Raw genomic sequence first — 19,739 nt, 5'->3', positions numbered from 1 at the left:
TTTCTTTTAAAGATTTGTAAAACGATTCGTCCCTATTCCCTATAAACCGGCGAAAATGGTGAAACTTCAATCTTCTCCCAGCTTTCCTTCCCTCGTCTATTCGGGAATGGTAAACTATGGATAACATCCATTTCGTCTTCGTTTTAAGAAAGAGGTTATTCTATGTCCACTTCCAAGCATGCGAGCCATACGCTGCTTAAATCCATTAACCAGCAGAAGGTGCTGCATCTTATTTATTCCGATTCCCCGATCTCTCGCGTTGAACTTGCACAGAAGACGGGATTGAGCCAGCAGACGGTGACGAACATCGTGAACCGCCTGCTGGAAGACGAAGTCATCCTGGAAGGGGAGCCCCAGTCGCTCGAAAGCGGCAGCGGCCGCAAGCGTGTCCCTTTGCTGCTCAACGGCTCCCGCTTCTCCGCCATCGGCATCGAGCTGTCCGGCACCTACGCCAGAGGAGCGGCTTACAACCTGCGCAAAGAGCGCCTGGCGGAAGCGGAAATGCGCGCCGATTCATACGAGACGGAGGAGGATATGCTGCGGGTGATCCGCGGGGTAATCGGCGCTCTCATCAAAGAGATTCCCGAACCGGACGGGATTAAGGGCATCTCCTTCAGCGTACATGGGCTGGTCGACTCCAGCGAGGGCATCCTTCTCCGTTCACCCGGCATGGGCTGGAAGCGGATTCCTCTAGGCCGGATACTGGAAGAGGAATACGGACTGCCCGTTTACCTGGAGAACGACACCAATCTTCTCGCGCTGAACGAAAATATAAGCGGCCGCCTCGTCTCCTCCCGGAACAATGTCACGCTCAAGCTCGGCAGGGGCATCGGAGGCGCCATTTTCGTGGACAAGACGCTCGTCACGGGCTCCGGCTCCGTAGCGGGCGAGCTCGGCCACTACAAAGCGTTCCTGCCGCCGCACCTTCACGAATGTTATTGCGGCGGCAAAGGCTGCCTGACTACGCTGGCTTCCGCCCACGGCCTCAAGAGGACGCTCGGCTTAACCGTCGACCAGTTCCGCAGCGCTCTCCTCGCGGAAGAGCTTCAAGCCGTGGAGCTGCGCGAAGCGGTCAAGACGGCTATCGTTTCCGCCCTGTCCAACATCGTTACGATGCTCAACCCGGATCATATCGCGCTGACGGGCACGATGCTGCCGGTATTCGGCGATTCGTTCCTGGACGAGCTGAAGGAACGTGTTCTCGCCAACGTGCCGCAGACGTGCCGCAACCTCGAATTCGTGCATCTCCGGACGACCGAGGACGATACTGTTCTAGCTATCGAGCGCGTTCTCCAGAACCTGTTCAAGATTCCTCTGGACAGCTTGTCTTTATAAAACGGAAAAGCCCCCGGAAGCGTGTGTTGAACTCGCTTCCGGGGGCTTTTTTTGTGTCCGGCTTCGGGGCTGATCGGCGCCCGCCGCTGAAAGGCCGGTCCGGTCAATCCGCGCGGTTAATCGGCCTGCGCTGTTTGGCCGGCCCGGCAATCCGCGCGGTCAATGCCGGCGGCCTCTTGTCCGCCGCTTGGACGGCCGCTTCTGCACCGCGTGAAGCTTCCGCTGCGCGGGGCTTGGCGCCAAATGGCGGCGGCCAGCCACATCTATTCCGCCGCCCAGGCACGCAGAAGCGCCTGTGCTTTAAGAAGCAGCCACTGCCGGGCTTCCGGAGCGGCCGCATCCTCATGCGCTTTGTTGCCGAGATGCTTCACAAAGTCTTCTATTTTCTTCGCAGCCTGGCTGCTCTGTCCTCTCTGCAGATGACCGGCCGCCTGCCTCAGCGCATTGTCGAGCTGGTTCGTCAAAGGCGAAGTGACCTGACCGGCCGCGGCAAACCGCTGCAAGCCGGCCTGCAGAGCGGGCAGGTCCATACTTGTCGTGAACGTCACCGGCAGGCTCATGTCCGAGACGGCTCCCGACTCGTGCACGGCCCGGACGGTGAACGTATACGATGTATCCGGCTCCAGGCCGGTAAATGCGTATACGGAGCCGGTCACGGTCGCCGCCAAGCCCTGCGGGCCGTATACCTCGTAAGTGACCGACGAGGAACCGCCGGGCACCGCTACCGGATTCCAGCTGATCCGCGCGGAATCGGCCGTCACGCCGGAAGCCTTCACTTCCTGCGGAGCGGACAGGGCAAGCCGGGTACGGAAGGTGCCGATATCCGAATAGGTCCGGCCTCCGAAGGCATCCTCCGCGGTCGCATACCACTGGTAGACGGTATTCCCGCTCAGAGGACCCCAGGCGGTTTTGGCCGTCGAACCGCTAACGGCTTCGGCCTCTCCGATCAGCTCATCCGAGTATACGTTTACTTCGAGCTTGTCCGTGGCCACCCGCTTCTTCATCGGTTTCAAATCCATCGACAGCTTGAATTCATCCTTGGCGGGATCGTAATAATTATAATCGTCCAGATAAGGAGAGTACGTGTTCACATAGACGGTATCGGTGCTTGTATCGAAATGAAGCAGCTTGAGGTATCCGTCGCCACCGTTGGGAATGCCCTGATAGTCGTTAAGAATCTGGTACACTTTGCGGTCAGGCGTACCGTCCTTATCATCGTCAATCTGGTCGGTCCGTAGGGCGCTGCCGGTAAAGTGCCCGCTCATCACCATTTTCACATTCGGATTCGGCACCACCACGTTCTCGTAAATCCGATTGCCGGCCGCCGAGCGGTTTCCGTTGTTCTGCAAATATTCGTGCACCACGATGATCGCTTTACGGTCCGAATGCTCCTTGAGCACCCCGTTCATCCAGGCGTAATCCTCGTCGCTCATATCCCAGCCCATATAGACGAAAATAAAGTCGTTGCCTTCAGCGGAAATGAGGTCGTAATGGCCCCGGTTGTCTTTATAAGAACCGCCGTAATAAGGCTTGTCCTTAAAGCGGCTTTCCCCGAAGTATTTCGAGAATTCCGAGTAATCCGGCTCCGAATCGGCCCCTCCGTCAAATACGTCGTGGTTGCCCGCTGCCACCCCGTAGGGGATTTCCGCTTCGTCCAGCACGTTCATGAACTTGTCCACCCGTTCCCACTGCCCTTTAATCCCCGCGGAATTGACGATATCTCCTACCTGCATGACGTATTTGATGTTCATGTCATCCTTGGCGTCCCGGATAAAATTCACTTGGGATTCGAAATACTGGGGCAAAATTTCTGCATAAATTTGCGTATCCGGCATGGACACGAATGTAAAATCGTACTGGTCCCGGCGTGGAATTTCATCCTGAACCATTGCCTGTACTTTACCGCTGCGCACATAAGAAAAAGCGTCTGCCGCCGCGGAAAGTGTAAAATCTTCCTCGGACGGGGCCACCATCGAAGCAAGGGAATCCCACTTCTGCGTCCCGTAGTTCCACGCGTAAAGGCTGACCTTCCGCCCTTTCAGGCTGTGGCCTTCCCAGTTCAGCTCGATCCGGTCGCCCGCGCCGGTTTCCCCGCCGACCTCGACCTCGAACCGTTGGTAAGGGAACTGGCCGTCGGAGTCGGTCGTCACGTAACGGTCGTCGGACGTTTCAGCCGAAGCCATGTCCTCCGGAGAGAACGGGGTCTCTCCCGGTAAGGATAACAACGCCGGAGGCTCAATGTCCGCAGCGTGCGAATAGGCCGTCATCCCGGGGTCGCCTGCCGTGATCCGCTTCCCTTTAAAGAACTTCACGTTCAGCGGATCGCCTGCCGGGTCGGAGACGGATACTTCCAGCGAAACGTTCCCGTCCACATCCTGCGTCCCCTCGGCCGGAGACAAGAGGACCGGCTTATGCGGCAGCTCTTCGGGCGTCGTGAACTTGACGGTCTTCTCCGTCGTCTTGCCGCCCGCGTCGGCCGCCTTGAGAAGAAGGGTATGCCCGCCCGGCGGAAGCGAAGCCGATGAAGCCGCGTACGGTACCCGGATGGGCATGCCGTCCAGCTTGACTTCAAAGGACTTCACACCGGAAGCCGCGTCTGAGGCGCTTGCCTGGATGTCGAACGATCCTTTATAGGATTTGCCTTCCTCTATGTTCGTTGTAACGACAGGCCCCTGGTTATCCACCGTCACATCGGCCGAAGCTTTGCTTCCGTCCGGAAGCCTCACTTCCACCTTATGGGCGCCGTCGGCCGAAGCTGTCGTGTCCCAGCGGTAAGAAACGCCTTTCCAGTAAGACTCCGGTACCGCAAAATTAAACGTGACGACCGGCAGGAAGCGCCCGTTGTCCCCCATATCCAAGATCGTCGCCGGATTGGCGTATTTGGGGTCTTTCACAACCGTGCCGTCGGCAAGAACAAGCCGGACGTTGCGGATATTAAAATCGTCCAGTCCCGTTTCGGGCTTGTCCTCGTAATAAGGACGGTTGACGGAACCGGCGCGGATGGCGATCGGGTTGGCCTGCCCGTATTTGAAAAGCTCGGGGCGGACGGGTACGACCATCGTTTTGTAATCCTGCGTTCCGAACGGAATGAGATGGAGCGTATCCGCCCCCATCGTCACGACGTTCTGCCCTTTGTCGATATCGTCCGCCTCGAAGACGAAATAGGCGGTTTTCTCCAGCGCTTTGGCCGTCGGTGCAACCGCTTGGCCGTCGACGGTCAGCGTCATCGGCCCGGTCCCCGCGGCCGAAGAGCCGATCAAGACGCGGCTTCCCGACAGCGTCTCCCCGTCGCGCACGTTCAGCGCCGGACTTTTCTCGCTCCCCGCAAGGCTGAGGGTGCGAGGCGCGGTAGCCGACGTGTTGAAGGTGTCGGATGCCTCGAAATAATACTGCAGAGACGGACTGCCGAACCATTCCATCATTTCGACGGAATAGCGGAATTTGCCGTCCTTTCCGGGGGGAATCGCCACCTTTTTATAATCCGCGCTCTTGTTGGACTTGTAATACAGATTGACCGACGCCAGCAGCCGGTCGTCCTCCGCTTCGGCGGTCAGCTCAATAGGACTGACCAGATCTATGCCGGACGTATCGGTAACATCCCTTACGGTCGGTGCGACGGAATCGGCAGCGGTGCGGACAGGCTCCGCGGGAACATGGGCGGGATCGAACGTGCCCGGGGTCGCTTTTGCCTGAAGCACGCTCAGCTTCTTCATATCCAGGCTTCCCGCATCCGGTGTGCCGTACTCGATACTCATATCCGCCGCGGTTTCCAGGACGCCCTGGTTATAACTGGCCCGTACGATGTCCCGGCCCGTGTTGGTCGCGACGACGATCGTTCTTTCCCGCAAATTGTTCAGACCGCCGGGAATGCGGACGATATCTTTGTTTTCCGTGAGGGAGGTCCCGAAGTGCGCATTGAAATCGGCTGCGGTTTTCGTTTCCGCGGCGGGTGTGACGGCCCAGAAAACCATCGCTTTCCCGGGCTGAATCACTATCTGCTCATCCGTGTAGGGGCGCCAAAACAAGTCTTTTCCCGGCTCTCCCGGATACCGGTACAGAATCGAATAATCTTTGAAATCAATCGGCTGATCGCTATTGTTGTACACTTCCAGATACTCGTACGGATCTTCTCCCGCCTCCGTATCCCCTCCCGAATCGGGCACGATTTCCGTAATCAACATTCCGGGCGCGGCAGATGAAACAGCGGCAGACGTTCCCGCTTCTTCCGCGGCCGCGGGACGGACGAAGGCAAGCGATGAACTTGCCGCCAACTGGATGGCCATGAAACAGGTGAAGCAGCTGGTAAACAGTTTCTTGTTCACTTTTCAACTCATCTCCTTTTTTACTGGCAAAATACAACCACAGTTACACGCTTCTTCTCCACATTTAATTTATATATCTATTGGATTTATTAATTTCACTTATTCTATTCGTCATCTTTCGAAGTTTTCCTCTATTAACTTTTTGTAAAATAAAAAAAGAATTCACAGGATCACTATGCTCCCATGAATTCTTGTCTTTCCTGACGGCTCCTCCTCTTGAACGCCGAGCCCCCCTGGCCCGTTTAAAATTTCCGGTACTGCGTCCAGCTTAAATAGCGGTCAATAAAAGGGATAGCTGTCTCTATGCCGTTCTCCTCCCTCAAGCTTGCGCCGAGCTCGGCCGTTTTGTTTCTCACTCGTTTATCTTCAAGGGCCTTTAACCTTTGCGTCAGTTTCTTCCGCGTTACCTTGTTCAAGGGCAGGCAGCCTCCCGCTCCCGCTGCGACGGTCAGCCTGCCCCACACCTGCTCTTCCTCGGCAGCCGGACACACGAGAGCGGGAATTCCCGCTCTCAAGCTTGCGTGGGCGGCAGCGGAAGAACCCCGGTGCAGGACGCTCCGGCAGCGGGGAAAAAGCCGGTCATAGTCCGCCTGCTCCACGGGCAGCGCATTTACGGGCAGCTCATGTCGGAGCCCGCCCAGTGCCTGCCAGTCGGCCTCGATGACCGCTCTGCATGATAGCTCCCTTGAAGCATCCAAAGCGTTCTGGATACAATGTACCTGTACCTGCAAGGGCAGCCCGCTAAATCCGAAATAAAGAGGAGTCTCTCCCTTATCCAGCCATTGTCCCGTATCTTCACGGGATTTGCTTGAACAGTTGGAGCCGCCGGTGCCCGCCGCCATTCTCCACTCCCCTGTTACGATCTGTCCGGCCGGCCCTCCCGATTCGCCGCGTCTCTCCAGGAAACATGCGCTGTATGCGTGCAGAACAGGAATGTCCCGGGAAACCGTCTTGTTAAGGGCCGATTCCCACGCTAGCGGCCATGCATACCCCGGTTCCCGTTTGCCTGCTGCCCCATAGAAGAAGGGAAGCTTCCGAAGAATTCCCGATAAGAGCGCGGCATTACGGGACACGGGGCAAGGAGGAGTCAGGGCGGCCGCCATAAGTTTGCTGTTAAGCTCGCTTGAAACGGCCAAGGCGTGATCAAGCATGCGCAAATCGGAAACAATCAAATCCGATTCCGCGCAGACTTCACGCAAATTCCCGGTTCTGCCGCCGGGATTTCCCCCCTCCAATCCGCCCTCTCCCGACCCGAGATATCTCCAGAGGCGCTGGTGCATCCAGGCGCGGCCTGTGCCGGAATGTGCCGGACAAAGGTCCGAACCCGCAGATACCGCCACTCCCGCTTCATACCCGCCCGATTTAAGCGCGGAAGCGAGTGCGGCAAAAGGCTGCACCGCTTCCGGCTTACCATAAGCTAACAATGTGATCTTCATACATTTCACCTATGATTCTTGCCAAACTTTCCGAACCGCCGGGTGATGTCCTAACTTATTTTTACGGCAAACAAATACGTCGTATCGCCCTGATCCCAATAGGAGCGCAGCAAAATGGAATAAATTCCGGGCTCTCCCGGCAGGCGGATTCTGCCTTGATCCATGTTTATGACCATAAATTTTTCCTTTCCGCCCACGTTTGTGATAAAAGAGCTCTCCATCCGCTTCGGCTCCATTCCTTTCGGATAACGGATTCCGATGTACGCCCCGGGTTTAACGTCGACTGCAGGATATTCCGCCTGCTTAAGCATGGTGAGGTCGGACCGGGGATCCTGGATACAGCCTGCCCAGCAGGAATTCCCCTGCAGCAGGGGAATATCCTGCATCCATACGGACCCGTTTCCGAGCCTTTTCTCATAGACGACCTCAGGCTTCGGGGCGGCCACGACATCGTCGAACCTTACACTGTGCTGGTCGATGCTGGTTATTCCCGTACTCGCGTTATATCCGACGTCGGAAGCCATATTTTCAGCTACAAAGCGGAGGGGAACATACACGTGTCCGTTATAGTCAATGACAGGGAACTCCATTTGTCTCCCGTTTATAACGAATTTCTGAGAGCTCAGAAAGTCCAGGCTGAAGCTTAACGCGTAAGCCAGTATGCTCATTAAAGCCAATAAGCCGAGCGCTCCCGCTGCGATAATTTTTTTCAAAAAGACCGGCCTTTCTTTATCGGATTTGAAAACAAGCCCTCCTGGTCACTCGTTTAAATAGGTCGTCACCCTGTTCTGAATCAGTTTCGCCACTTCTTCCGCCGGCTTCTGCCCGCTGAAATAGGCCGGTGTTTCCTCGTTAATAATGGAGAGCACTTTCATATCAAAAGCGGAAAAGCTTTCGGCTTTTCGTATAAATTCTTTATAGAGATTAAATTGATCGTCGGATACGTTCGCTTTTGTTCCTGTCGGGAGCTTAAATGTTCCGCCCTTTAGCTGCTTTTGGATCTCATCCAGCTTTTTATCGTTCACTTCTTTAAGCAGGGAAAAACCTTTCAAATCCTGCAGTGACTGCACGTCTTTAGAGTAAAGGAAGGAAAGGAACGTCCACGCTTCCGCCTTGACGGAGGATTTGGCCTGTACCGCAAACTCATCGGCCGGGATGATCCGGATTCCTCCCTTTGCGCCCTCGGCATGCGGCTTCTGGAGCAGCTTAGGGTTGGAGTACTGCCCATGCGGATTTACGACCATATCCTGAGGCGTGAGAAAAGCGGCCGAATAAAACAGGGCGGTTTCTCCTTCTGCAGTTTCGCTTTTCATTATTTTTTCGTCGTACATTTTCTTGATGGATTTCAGCAGATCCGTGAAAGCAGGCGAATCGAATTTCGCTTTCATCGTGGCCGGATCGACAAGCTCCCCGTAACGGTCCATAATGATCTCCTGCAGGGTTACTCCCGGGTCTTCCGTAAAAACGGGCCGCTTCGCTTTGCCGCCTCCCCCCTCCTTCTCCATCACCTTTTTCGCCGTTTCTTCAAACTGGCTCCACGTCCACTTGGCATCGTCGATCTGGACATTCGCCTTCTTGATCGAATCGCCGTCTCCTATGTAGGTTCTCAAGTAGAACGAGGTGGGAAGCGTATATAACCCGCCGTCCTTTTTCTTCATCCCGTTCAAAATGTTCAGGTTTAATTCTTCCTTCTTCAACGCTTTGTCTTGGTCGAACATCTCGTTCAGGTTAGCGAGAAGCTTGCCGTGCACATATTTATCGACGGGCAGATCGCTTAATTCGACAATATCCGCCCCCTTACCCGACAGTAAGGCCGTATTCGTTGTCTTCACGTATTTCTCGAAATCCCCGGCTCCCCATTTTTCGCCTGCCTGCTTATAGGATTGAATCTGCAAATCGATATCCGGGTATTTCTCCTCGAACTTCTTCTCGACCGTCTGGAAGAACGGATCGGGATTTTTTAAGGATAAGGTCACGACGGTTTTCCCGTCTTTGCTTTTCGGCTTATCTTTAGACGGAGTCCCGCCGGCCTCCCCTCTTCCTCCGGCTCCGCAAGCGCTGGTTGCAAGCGCCGCAAAAATGAACACGGCCCACACAGGTTTTTTCATCATTCGTAATCCTCTCCTCTATCGGTTGTCGTCGTTCGTTATCGTCTTACGCAGGAATCCCTTGCTATTGCAGACGAACCCGGTTGTTATCCTGCAAGGGCTCGCTGCTTTTGAGAATAATGAGATCTTTTTCATTCAGGCTGTCGGTTTGAATCACGGTCTCCGAATCGTTGGCTTCGCTGAAACGGACAGGGACTCTCCGGACTACGAAAATATTGCCCAGGGCGCCCTTCTGCTCTTCGATCTTATAAATGAACCTGCCGTCGCGCTCTTGATGGACCGCGTCGCTTGAAACCTTAAATCCCTGCTGCACGGAACGCTTCGTGAGCTTGACGAAGGCACGCTCCCCGCCTTTCAGCTCGGGGTCCTCCACTTTAACGCGCAGCGTTTTCCGCGTCACCGTGAGGACCCTGCTTTCCTCCGCCTCCCCGCCGGGAGAGCCCGCCGCCGTTGTCAGCGGTTCCGCATCCCCCGCCTCTTCAACGGTGCCCTCGATAAGCCGGGGCTGCTGATCCGGCGTGCCGAGTCCTACCTCCAGCTTCGTCCCGGCAGTAATTCCGAGGCTGGTCAGCAGTGCGGCATCGGCGGCGAATTCGAGCCGGTATCCCTTGGCGCTGTCCGTGATCACGATTTCGGGCTCTCCCGCCGTTTTAGATCCGGCGCTGGCGTTCACTTTCGTGATCGCGCCTTCGAACGGAGCGGCCAGATCTTTCCGGTCTGCCAGTTCTTCCCGCAGACCTTGGATTTTACGCTCCTGGATGCGGATATCGAGCTTGCGCGTCTCCAGCTCCCGGCTGACGCTCCGGACCTTCATTTCGTCGCCCTCCGTGGATGCCGCAATGAACTGGTCCTGCGCGTTTTGCAGCTCGATCTTCAGCTTTTCCAGCTGCGTGGTTTCGTCCAGCAGCTCCCGCTCGGCGGACTTGCTGTCATAGGTAACCAGCTTCTGTCCTTTTTTCACACGGTCTCCCTCTTTGACGAGAACCGCTTTGACCTTCCAGCCTGCCGGGCTGCTCAGCTTCTCTTCCGCAAGCGGACGCAGAACCCCGGCTCCTTCGAGCGTATGTACAAGACTTCCGTACGTCGCGCTTTCCGTTCTCACTTTGGGTAAAGTCAGCGCCTGCAGCGTATTGCCGAATAAGGTAAATAAAATAAGTCCCCCGATGAACAAACCGGCAATGATCCGGATATTTCTTTTACGCTTAAGATCTTTAATCGCTTCCTGCTCCATTCCCGAGCTTTCCTCCCCTTGCAGAAGCTACCCTTTGATGCCGGACAATTGAATGCCTTCGATAAAATTCGTTTCCGCGTACAGAAACAGCAGCACCATCGGTGTCATATAAAGCATGGATGCGGCGAAAGCGATCCCTCTCTCCCCTTGATTCACCCTGGATAAGTAAACGGAGAGCGGCTGCTTGAACGGATCGTCCAGAAAAATAAGCGGCTGCTCCACCATGTTCCAATAATCGACGAACAACAGCACCACTAAAGCGGATATTCCCGGTTTAACCATCGGGATAATAATCGTGGAGAAAATCCGCCAATGCCCGGCTCCGTCTATCTTGGCCGCTTCGATATAAGTGTACGGGATGTGCAGCATGTACTGCCGGAGCATGAAGACGCCGAAAGCGGCGAAAACTCCGGGCAGTATGATGGCTCCGGGACTATGGAGCAGCCCCAGTTTATCCGCCATGATGTAATTAGGCACGAGCGTCACCTGGAACGGCATGAGCATCGTCAGGACATAAATGAGAAACAGGGGCTCCCGGCCGCGGAAACGCAGCTTGGAGAACGCGTACGCAGCCAGTGCGGCTACGGCCGTCTGCCCCACGATGATGGGAACTACCAGGAAGACCGAGTTCCAGAACATCCTCATAAATCTCGGACTATGAATCAGCACTTCGCCGTACTGTTCCAGCGTAACCAGATCGGGCAGCAGCTTCAGATTAACGAAGGCGTCCGCTCCCAAACCGGCTTCGGTCATCTGGCCGATGAGCCCGTAGTTGATCCCGATTTCCCGCTCGGTCATGAGAGAGTTTGTGAAAGTTATCACGACCGGTGCCAGGAGGATTCCCGCGATAACCGCCAGCATGGCCGTTATCGTCCCTTTTTTCAACAGCTTGAACAGTTGCAATGGTCTTCCCCCGCTATTCAAGAAAACTCCGGAAACGGCGTTCCAGCGCAAAAAGTACTAAAACCAGAAGCAAAATACAGCCCGTCATCAGTGTGGCCGCTGCCGTCAGCTTGGGAACATCCAGGGACATGAACATGTTGTTCATATAGTGCTGCAGCATATAGATGCTGTCTTGCGGATAATCTCCCGCTATCAGGTACGTTTCTCGGAACACCTTGAATGAATTGATGACGGACATGATCGTGACGAAAAACAGCGTCGAGGTTAAGTAGACCAGCGTAATGCTGCGGAATTGGCGCAACTGGCCCGCTCCTTCGATTCTGGCCGTCTCGTAATAGTCATGGGGGATTTGCTGAAGCCCCGCCAGGAACAAAATAATGTTATACCCGATATTCTTCCACAGATAGACGGCGATCACGACGCTCCGGGCGGCATCGGTCTTCATCCAATCCACACGCGCCCAGTGGAAATGGCTCAGCCAGGCGTTAACCGATCCGTTCCAGTCCAGCAGAATCTGCCATACGAGAATGATCGAAGCCGCGGGAACGGCAAGCGGCAGCACGAACGCGGTCCGGAGCCATTTCCGGATATACAGGTTCTGATTAAGCAGCATCGCCAGGCTTAGCGACAAAAGAATCATCAGCGGAACACTGACCAGCGTAAAAGAAGCGGTATTCCGGGCAGCCTTGAGGAACGATTCACTCGCTAGAAGCTCGCGGTAATGCTCGAAACCGACGAACCGGCGGTCGGCCGTACTTTCCACGAATGAATCATACACGCCTATGGCAAACGGGATGAGATAGAACATCATAAATCCCAACGCGCTCGGCGCCAGGAACATCAGAACGGCCGCCTTATCCGAGCGGACGCGTCTAAACATCCGCGGCTTCCACCTGGTACACGAACTGTCGTGGTTTCATACTTGGACCGGTCCTTTCCTGTTTTTCGGATAAGCGGAGATTGTCCCCGCCAGTTCCCAGAATAGGACAAAAACTTTAAAGAACAAGTAGGGTAAAATTAAAATTTTTCTTAAATCGTTTGCTCAAAGGGGGCCGCGTCTTCGTGTTCCGGTTCATTTTGCGGCAGCCGCACCTCGAACAGCGTCCGGACGGGATTGCTCTGCACCGTTACCGTGCCGTTATGACGCTCCACAATATTCTTCGTAATGAACAGGCCGAGTCCGGTACTTCCCGTCCGGTGGCTGCGGGCCTCATCCGCCGTATAAAACATATCGAAAATACGCGGCAGCTCCTCCGGCGGAATGCTGTCCCCGTAATTGATGACTTGAACGACCGCTTCATCTCCTTCGGATGCCGCGATAATGTCGACATACCGGCCGTCGCCGCCGTAGCGGATCGCGTTCGTCAGAAGATTTTCGAACACGCGCGCAAGAAGCTCCCCGTCCCCCCATATATGAAGGGGCTGATCCGCATTTAATCTCAGCGCGAGCTGATTTTTCTCGAACATAGGGTACAATTCCTCGTTAAGCTGGATAAGCAGCTCGCCGAGATCGATCCGGTTTCTCTCGACCTTGAGCATGCCGTAATTCATCCGGGTAATTTCAAACAGTTCGTCCACAAGCTTCTCCAGTCTCTGCGACTTGGTGAACGCGATCTGAGTAAAATGCCTGACCTGCTCGGGAGACAACTCCTTGTCCCGCAGTATAAAATCCAGATAGCCCAGCACGGAAGTAAGCGGCGTACGCAAATCGTGCGCCAGATTGAGCACAAGCTGATCTTTGCTGCTTTCCGCAAAATCCCCCCGGTTCACGGCTTCCTGCAGCTTCTCGCTTGCAAGGTTAATGTCCTTGGCGATGTCTCCGAATTCGTCGTTGGAAGCCACATGAACCCGGCTATTGAAGTCGCCGCCCGCAAGCCGGTGGATACCGTCCGATATTTCCCGGAAATAGACCGCATACGACCGCGTAAAGAAGAAGAAAAACAAGATCGCCATCGGGATAAAAAACAGCAGAAAAAAGTTGATATCCCCGATCTTGTGCAGAAACAGGCGGAAATAAGCGAGCGGGTCTTCAAACTTGACCCGGGTACGATAATAGATTTGAAGAGCTTTATAGATCAGATAAGTAATAAGGCCGGCCAGAAGCATGCTTACGCCGAGCAGCAGTATCATTTTGGTCCGGAAACTCCGCAGCATATTAGGCATTGAACGTGTACCCTACTCCCCAGATGGTTTTGATCAGTTTGTTCTTGTTTACATCTTCCCCGAGCTTTTTGCGGAGGGTGCGGATATGGACCATGACCGTATTCCCGCCTTCATAGTACGCGCCTCCCCATACCTGCTGGAATATGTTTTCCACGCTGAACACCTTCTTCGGGTATTTCGCCAGAAGATACAAAATATCGAATTCCTTCGGGGTCAATTCGACCGGATTTCCGTACAAGCTGACGGTACGCTGCTCCGGGTATATAACCAAGCCTCCCGTCTCCAGGATCGGCTTGTCGGCGGCGGCCGCCTGATTCAGCTGCAGAAACCGGCGCAGATGGGCATTCACGCGGGCGACCAGCTCCATCGGGTTAAACGGTTTCGTGATATAGTCGTCCGCGCCTCTTACGAGACCCGAAATTTTATCGAGATCCGTTGTCTTGGCGCTCAAAAAAAGGATCGGCATATTGTGTTTCTCCCGGATTTGATGAGTCACCTCATACCCGTCCATTTTCGGCATCATGATGTCCAGAATCGCCAAATCTACCGAGTGGGCCTGAACGGCCTGCAGGGCGTCCTGTCCGTTATGTACTTTGAGGCAGTCATACCCTTCTTTTCTCAGATGCATGTCTATTAAATCCGCAATTTCTACTTCATCATCGGCTATCAGTATGGTAATGCGCTTCATGCGATCCACTCCCGTATCCATTCAACGTTTGATAAGCGGCAAATCGATTTCAACCGGGCTTTCTTGAGCAATCCCGCCGACCGTAATACCTATTTTTACCAGTAAACCTAGACAGTCTAAGCACAACGGAAGCTTTCGGAGAGAATTGTAACTATTTTGAAAGTTTTTCTTAGGAAGAAATTAAAATTTAGGCCCCATACTAGTAGACAGCTGAAGCCTCGCAACAATTGAGAGGAGAAACATCCTTATGAATTTGAAAACGATCCTACTGGGTGGAATTACCGCCGCAGTTGTACTGCTCATAGCCTGGAATACCCTGACTCTTACCCGGCACCGCGAGGCCTTGCCCGTACCTGATTCGGCTGCATCCGAGCCCGCTGCATTACAGCCGGCTTCCGGCAAATCGGATAAGGAGCAGCCTTTTAATGAATCGATAGAGGGGGAAGCCGCCGTCCTGATGGATGCGGAAACCGGAACTTTTTTGTTCAAGAAAAATAAAGACCTTCGCCTCTATCCGGCAAGCACGACCAAAATCGTAACGGCGTTGGTTGCGCTTGAAAAAGGCGGCTTACAAGACCGGATCACGGTCGGTGACGAAATCCGCTTGAAGACGAAGGGAGAAAGCACGGCGGGATTGCAGGAAGGCCAGAGCCTGACGCTCCGGGACTTGATCGTTGCCATGATGCTGCCCTCAGGCAATGACGCCGCCAGAACGGTCGCCCGTTATATTGCGGAGAAGGACAAGGGCCGGAAGCTCTCCGCTCAGCAGAGCATCGATTATTTTGCCGGGCTGATGAACGCGAAGGCTTCCAAGCTCGGCGCCAAAAAGAGCCATTTTACAAATCCGCACGGACTGCACGATCCCGATCATTACACGACTGCGGGCGATATGGCTCTATTGGGCCGCGAAGCCATGAAAAACAAAACGTTCAGCTCCATCGTCAGTGAGCCTAAGCAGGCCGTCACCGTATCGTCCGGTTCCCGGACTTACGTGAACCGCAATCAGCTTCTTCAGATAGAAAGCGAATTTTATATCCAGGGGGTGAACGGGGTGAAGACCGGCTTTACCGACGAGGCCGGCTATTGTCTCGTATCCTCGGCCGTCTTGAACGGAAAGAAGGTGATCGGCGTCGTGCTTCATTCGAGCTCGGGCGGCGTCTACACGGATACCCGCTTCCTGCTCGCGTATGCGGAGAACGGATAGGCGGCTGCCGCCCTCTTAGGAGAACCGTTCCGCCGTTCTTCGAAAGCCTCCCGGCATACCGTCCGCATATCCGATGGAAACGGCGGCGTTTTTGCCGGGCTCGTCTTTCGTTTAAATCCCCCTCAACCAACGGCTTCCTCCGCTTTGGCCCAAACTGTATAGAAGACTCCGTGAAGCGGCAGTTTTCTCCGTTTCTTTCATGTTAGCTTCCTCTTCTTAACGATTTGTAACTTAAATATTAAGAATAGCTATGAAGAAAATAACATTATAGTTAACATTTCAAGCCACCTTGTGAGCCTGTTTCGTTTGCCTGAGGGGCTTTCCGCTTACTCGCTGACGAAGCTGGTTCCGGCTGTATTTTTTTCCGCAGGCTTACGAAGTGATTTGAGGGATTCAAAAATGCATTTCATCCGAAAATGAACTATGCAAACACAAAAAATTATATGATGCTTAGATGGGGTCCCAAATAATGGAACGGAACTGAGGGGTGTCTTATGTACAGAGTGGCGATTTGCGACGATGAGGAAAAACAGCGGGAATTTGTTAAAAACATCCTGATTACTTTATCGGTCAAGACCAACATAGAATTTGAAATCGAATCGTTCGGCTCGGGAGAGGAGCTGGTATCCTACTATGAGCGGAAGGAAACTCCGTTTCATATTTTACTCTTGGATGTTGAAATGGGCGGGATTAACGGAATTCGAACCGCTGCAAGAATAAGAGGGATGAACCGCCTGGACGAACAAATTATTTTTCTGACAAGCTACCCCGAGTATATGGTGGAGAGTTTTGACGTTATAACCTTCCAGTACTTGATAAAGCCCGTCGCCCCCTCTGTCCTGGAGGAGAAAATCATCAAGCTGTGCCAATACTTTCAGGCACTTGATAAAAAGTTTATGATCATCAAATCGGCTTACGAAGAAGTCGTTATCAAATACGATGACCTCATCAGTATTGAAGCCGCCAAAAGCTTGACCATCAAAAGCAAGCTTCATTTTACGACCGTTAATCAAACGTATGAAAGCAAGGGAATCATTTCGGATTACGCCCTGGCCTTAAAAGACCACAAATTTCTGCAAATCCACCGGTCCATTATCATCAACCTGCATCATGTGAGAAAATTTGCTGCCGGAGTTGTACTGATGTCCAACGGGTCGGAATTACCCATAGGCCGTTCTAAAATTAAAGAGGTTAAAGATGTATATACCAAATTTATGATTATGAAGGTCGATGCCTATGATACAAAATAATCTGCCTGTCATTCTATGCATTGTGGTAGTCATGGCCGTTCAAATCAATTTTTTCTTCAACTCGGTCTTCGATAAATCGACGAGAAAAAACAACCGTTTTATTTACTTTCTTATCTTCGGGCTGCTCGACTACACCTTAATCTTTACTTCCTTCTCGCCTATTCTATCTTCCATCATATCCTTGCTTGTCATTTTTACTATCGCACATTCTTATCAGGTAGAATTTAAAATTAAACTCATTTTTTCACTGCTTTATGCCGTATTGATGTCTCTCGCCAGTTCGATCTCCTTCTATATACTATATACGCTGGATTCGATTGATTTTGAAAATATGGACCTTATCAAACAATTTGATCATATTTCCTACACCAAACTTATTTTTCTGAGCTGCATGATCATGTTTGCCGTCATTCTGATCATAAGGCTCGTGGCCAAACGCAGAAGCTTCTCTCTGCCCTACCGCTACTATGCCCTGATTTTGGTTATTCCCGTTGTAAGCTTATATCATCTGAATATTTTAACGTATAAAAGTTTCTATTCCTTCCTTTCCGCCATCGGCTTTCTTTTCTTAAACGTCATGATTGTGTATATTTTCGATACAATTACGGACAATTTTAAATTTATGCATGAAAACGCTCAGCTCCAGCAGCAAATGGACTATCAGGATGCGAACTACGAGAAAGTCGTTCACAGCTTTAAATCCATCAAAAGAATCATTCACGATACGAATCAGCAGTTTTTGTATATCGAAGAATGCATTAAGCGCAATGAACTGGGGGCGGCGTTGGAACATATTAAAACGACTCTAAACAAAGTCGAAGGAGCTTATCAGCGGGTGAACACGGGAAATCTCGTTATAGATGCCCTTGTCACCAATACGCTCGATATCGGGCAGGCCAACGGAATCCGAATCGATACCAGACTTAACCTTCGTGCACATAAAATCCCCGTTGACCGTTATGATTTATGTGTGGTGATGGGGAATATGCTGGATAACGCGATTGAAGCTTCCAAACAGTTAAAGGTCGCGGAAGACAGGTACATCCTGATCAAGATACATACGACCGAGTCCGCCCTGCTCATTCACATCCTGAATCATATGGAGAGTGAATCCCTCCCTTTGCGCAGCCAAAAACCGAATCCTGAATTTCACGGGATCGGCCTAACCAATATCGCGAGAATCTGCGATAAATACGGCGGTCATATGACCATTGAAACGAAACATAAACAGTTTAATAATATGGTTTTGCTGCCCTTTTTAACGAACCATCCTTGACGGTTCCGCAGGCAAACGGTAAATTTGCACGTCAAGAACGGAAATACCTTTAAAGCTTGACGTTTATCTGAACTTTCCGGGATTGGGCCAAATTCGCATGGTTGTGTTTGAAAAAATAAATAAAATGAACATAGCAAAGAAACCGGACAGCAGCTGCCGCCCGGTTTCTTTGTTTCTTTTATAGGAAGACAGATTACGACCTTACGACTCCCAACTTATACAAGCCGGAATCCGTTAGAACAATCCGATCCCCGTCAGCAAGCCATGAATGAAATTCATCCCCATGCTATTTGAAAGAAGCCTGCTGCCATGCCCATACTCATGTCGTTTTACGGTTAGGAGTTCCGCTTATTTCACCGGCTGTACGTCATAACCTTTCGCTTTCAACTGGTCGATGACCATGTCCTTCACCACATAATGCGCGGAGCCGACGACTACGAAAGAAGTTCTTTCCCCGTCTTGCTCCAGAAGATCCGCGATCTTCTTGGCCATGTTTTTGTCGCGCTCGCCGATCAGTTTCTTGTTCAGCTCGCCTTCCATCAAGCCGCCCCGGACAAGACCGTCCGCAACGCCTTTCGCATCGCCCTTGCTCCAATCCAGTTGAAGCTGTTTGAAGGAGGCGGCCCCTTCCTTGCCTCCGTCCGCGAGAAGCTGATCCAGCAGGCTGTTCAGATCTTTCTCCTGGGCTTCGGGAGTCAGGGAGTTGAACACATTCGCTTGCAGCTTGATTCCTTCCAGCTCATGGACCGGTTTACCCGTCAACAGCGCTTTAGTGAGAAAATAGTGATCAATTCCGGCTGCCGATGCCGGGGCAATTTGATCGGAGTTCTCGAACAAAGAAAGCATCGATAAGTTGCTGGAGACCGCAAAGGGCTTGTATGCGTCGAGCGCCTGCTCCGGAAGCTCCATTTTCTTAAGTACTTTTTGCAATTTCTCATACGTTTCCTTCGACACGTGATCCTGGATCTTCGTACCGTCGTCATACGTCATCAGATTGGTGAAATAGCTCATATCGCCGGACAACGTATCGGCTTCCACCCACAGATCGTCCGAGGCTGCGAATGCTTCCTTAATGTTTTTCTGGAGCGGATACATCTCGGGGATTCCCAGGTGGACCGACCCAAGCAGGTACAGGGTGTTATTGTTGTGCTTCACCTTCCAGAATACGCCCTTCGCTCCCTGTCCGGCCGTATCGTAACTGAATTCCACCAATCTCGAGGCGAGCACGGCGGCTTGTTCGGCCGTACAAGGCTGATCGAGCTCCAATCCTTCGTTTGATCCCTGTACGATACCCTTCTGCTGAAGGTACTCAATCGGAGAAGAAGACTCGATCCCGAAAGCGGCCGGCAGCTCGTAACGGGCCAGCAGCCCGTGCATCGCGCGCATAACCGTGTCTCTCGTGATCACTTTATTTTCCGATGCCGGAAGAGGCATGTCTTTTTTACTGAAACCGAGCCCATCCAGCTTGGCCGCCGTGCTTTTAATTAACGATTTGAATTTTGTCTCATCAATCGCTTGCTGAAATTTACCGTCATAATACCAGCCCATCGGATAAATGCCGTATTTCTCTCCCTCGTTAAGAGTAGAGAGGGACCACGTGCTGATCGACGGGGTCGGGACGGCAGGCTGCTCTGCCCTTACGGTTAGATTGGTTCCTCCAAGCAGCATCGTAACTCCTAATACACCCGCCGCCATCTTGCGGCTCCACTTGTTGCTCCATAGATTGACTTTCATGTTCATTGTGCCTCCTAGACTTAAATGAGAAAAACAGTTTAAATCGGGTGTTAACCCGTTACTGCTGCAACTAACTACGACGACGGCGG

14 protein-coding genes are annotated in these 19,739 nt (G+C 52.7%); 4 read left to right on the top strand and 10 right to left on the bottom strand.

Translation table 11 applies throughout. The features are described 5' to 3' along the window. Positions 1-162 precede the first annotated feature (162 nt). Positions 163-1,335, top strand: coding sequence for an ROK family transcriptional regulator (locus C4S74_RS16410; protein ID WP_103996377.1), 1,173 nt, complete (start codon positions 163-165; stop codon positions 1,333-1,335). A 263-nt stretch (positions 1,336-1,598) separates the two neighbouring features. Here C4S74_RS16410 and C4S74_RS16405 read toward each other — a convergent pair whose 3' ends face one another. From C4S74_RS16405 to C4S74_RS16365, 9 genes are all read right to left on the bottom strand, one after another. Continuing rightward, positions 1,599-5,657, bottom strand: coding sequence for a fibronectin type III domain-containing protein (locus C4S74_RS16405; protein WP_103996376.1), 4,059 nt, complete (start codon positions 5,655-5,657; stop codon positions 1,599-1,601). Positions 5,658-5,899: 242 nt separating this feature from the next. Continuing rightward, the gene (locus C4S74_RS16400; protein ID WP_103996375.1) at positions 5,900-7,093 is read right to left on the bottom strand and encodes a nucleotide disphospho-sugar-binding domain-containing protein; all 1,194 of its coding nucleotides are present in this window, start codon (positions 7,091-7,093) and stop codon (positions 5,900-5,902) included. A gap of 50 nt (positions 7,094-7,143) precedes the next feature. Then, on the bottom strand, positions 7,144-7,806 hold the full coding sequence (locus C4S74_RS16395; RefSeq protein WP_103996374.1) for a stalk domain-containing protein: 663 nt from the start codon (positions 7,804-7,806) through the stop codon (positions 7,144-7,146). Between the two features lie 45 nt (positions 7,807-7,851). Further along, the gene (locus tag C4S74_RS16390) at positions 7,852-9,204 is read right to left on the bottom strand and encodes an ABC transporter substrate-binding protein (RefSeq protein ID WP_103996373.1); all 1,353 of its coding nucleotides are present in this window, start codon (positions 9,202-9,204) and stop codon (positions 7,852-7,854) included. A gap of 61 nt (positions 9,205-9,265) precedes the next feature. After that, the gene (locus tag C4S74_RS16385) at positions 9,266-10,432 is read right to left on the bottom strand and encodes an efflux RND transporter periplasmic adaptor subunit (protein ID WP_103996372.1); all 1,167 of its coding nucleotides are present in this window, start codon (positions 10,430-10,432) and stop codon (positions 9,266-9,268) included. 27 nt (positions 10,433-10,459) lie between these two features. Continuing rightward, complete coding sequence (locus C4S74_RS16380; RefSeq protein WP_103996520.1) at positions 10,460-11,293, bottom strand: carbohydrate ABC transporter permease; 834 nt, start codon at positions 11,291-11,293, stop codon at positions 10,460-10,462. A gap of 55 nt (positions 11,294-11,348) precedes the next feature. Further along, on the bottom strand, positions 11,349-12,215 hold the full coding sequence (locus C4S74_RS16375; RefSeq protein ID WP_103996371.1) for a carbohydrate ABC transporter permease: 867 nt from the start codon (positions 12,213-12,215) through the stop codon (positions 11,349-11,351). A gap of 149 nt (positions 12,216-12,364) precedes the next feature. After that, positions 12,365-13,498 (bottom strand): cell wall metabolism sensor histidine kinase WalK, encoded by a 1,134-nt coding sequence (locus C4S74_RS16370; RefSeq protein ID WP_103996370.1) that lies wholly within the window; start codon positions 13,496-13,498, stop codon positions 12,365-12,367. Further along, positions 13,491-14,186: a response regulator transcription factor gene (locus C4S74_RS16365; protein ID WP_103996369.1), complete on the bottom strand. Its 696-nt coding sequence runs from the start codon at positions 14,184-14,186 to the stop codon at positions 13,491-13,493. The genes C4S74_RS16370 and C4S74_RS16365 overlap by 8 nt, the downstream gene beginning before the upstream one ends. A gap of 247 nt (positions 14,187-14,433) precedes the next feature. Between C4S74_RS16365 and C4S74_RS16360 the strand changes: the two genes are divergently transcribed. The 3 genes from C4S74_RS16360 (at position 14,434) to C4S74_RS16350 (ending at position 17,916) form a co-directional block, all read left to right on the top strand. Then, positions 14,434-15,390 carry a D-alanyl-D-alanine carboxypeptidase family protein gene (locus C4S74_RS16360; protein ID WP_103996368.1) on the top strand — a complete coding sequence of 319 codons (957 nt, stop codon included), beginning with the start codon at positions 14,434-14,436 and terminating at the stop codon, positions 15,388-15,390. Between the two features lie 494 nt (positions 15,391-15,884). Continuing rightward, entirely contained in the window at positions 15,885-16,640 is a 756-nt protein-coding gene (locus C4S74_RS16355; RefSeq protein WP_103996367.1) for a LytTR family DNA-binding domain-containing protein, read from the top strand. Continuing rightward, complete coding sequence (locus C4S74_RS16350; protein ID WP_103996366.1) at positions 16,627-17,916, top strand: ATP-binding protein; 1,290 nt, start codon at positions 16,627-16,629, stop codon at positions 17,914-17,916. The genes C4S74_RS16355 and C4S74_RS16350 overlap by 14 nt, the downstream gene beginning before the upstream one ends. 348 nt (positions 17,917-18,264) lie before the next feature. Here the strand turns inward: C4S74_RS16350 and C4S74_RS16345 are convergent, their stop codons facing one another. Then, positions 18,265-19,650: a TraB/GumN family protein gene (locus C4S74_RS16345; RefSeq protein ID WP_181024448.1), complete on the bottom strand. Its 1,386-nt coding sequence runs from the start codon at positions 19,648-19,650 to the stop codon at positions 18,265-18,267. Positions 19,651-19,739: the final 89 nt, after the last annotated feature.

Origin of the sequence: Paenibacillus sp. UNC499MF, from assembly GCF_900107975.1 — a bacterium.
In the GTDB taxonomy this organism is placed as follows: Bacteria; Bacillota; Bacilli; order Paenibacillales; family NBRC-103111; genus Paenibacillus_F.
Note: the sequence above shows the minus strand (reverse complement) of the source record. Positions and strands in the feature narration are given on the sequence as shown.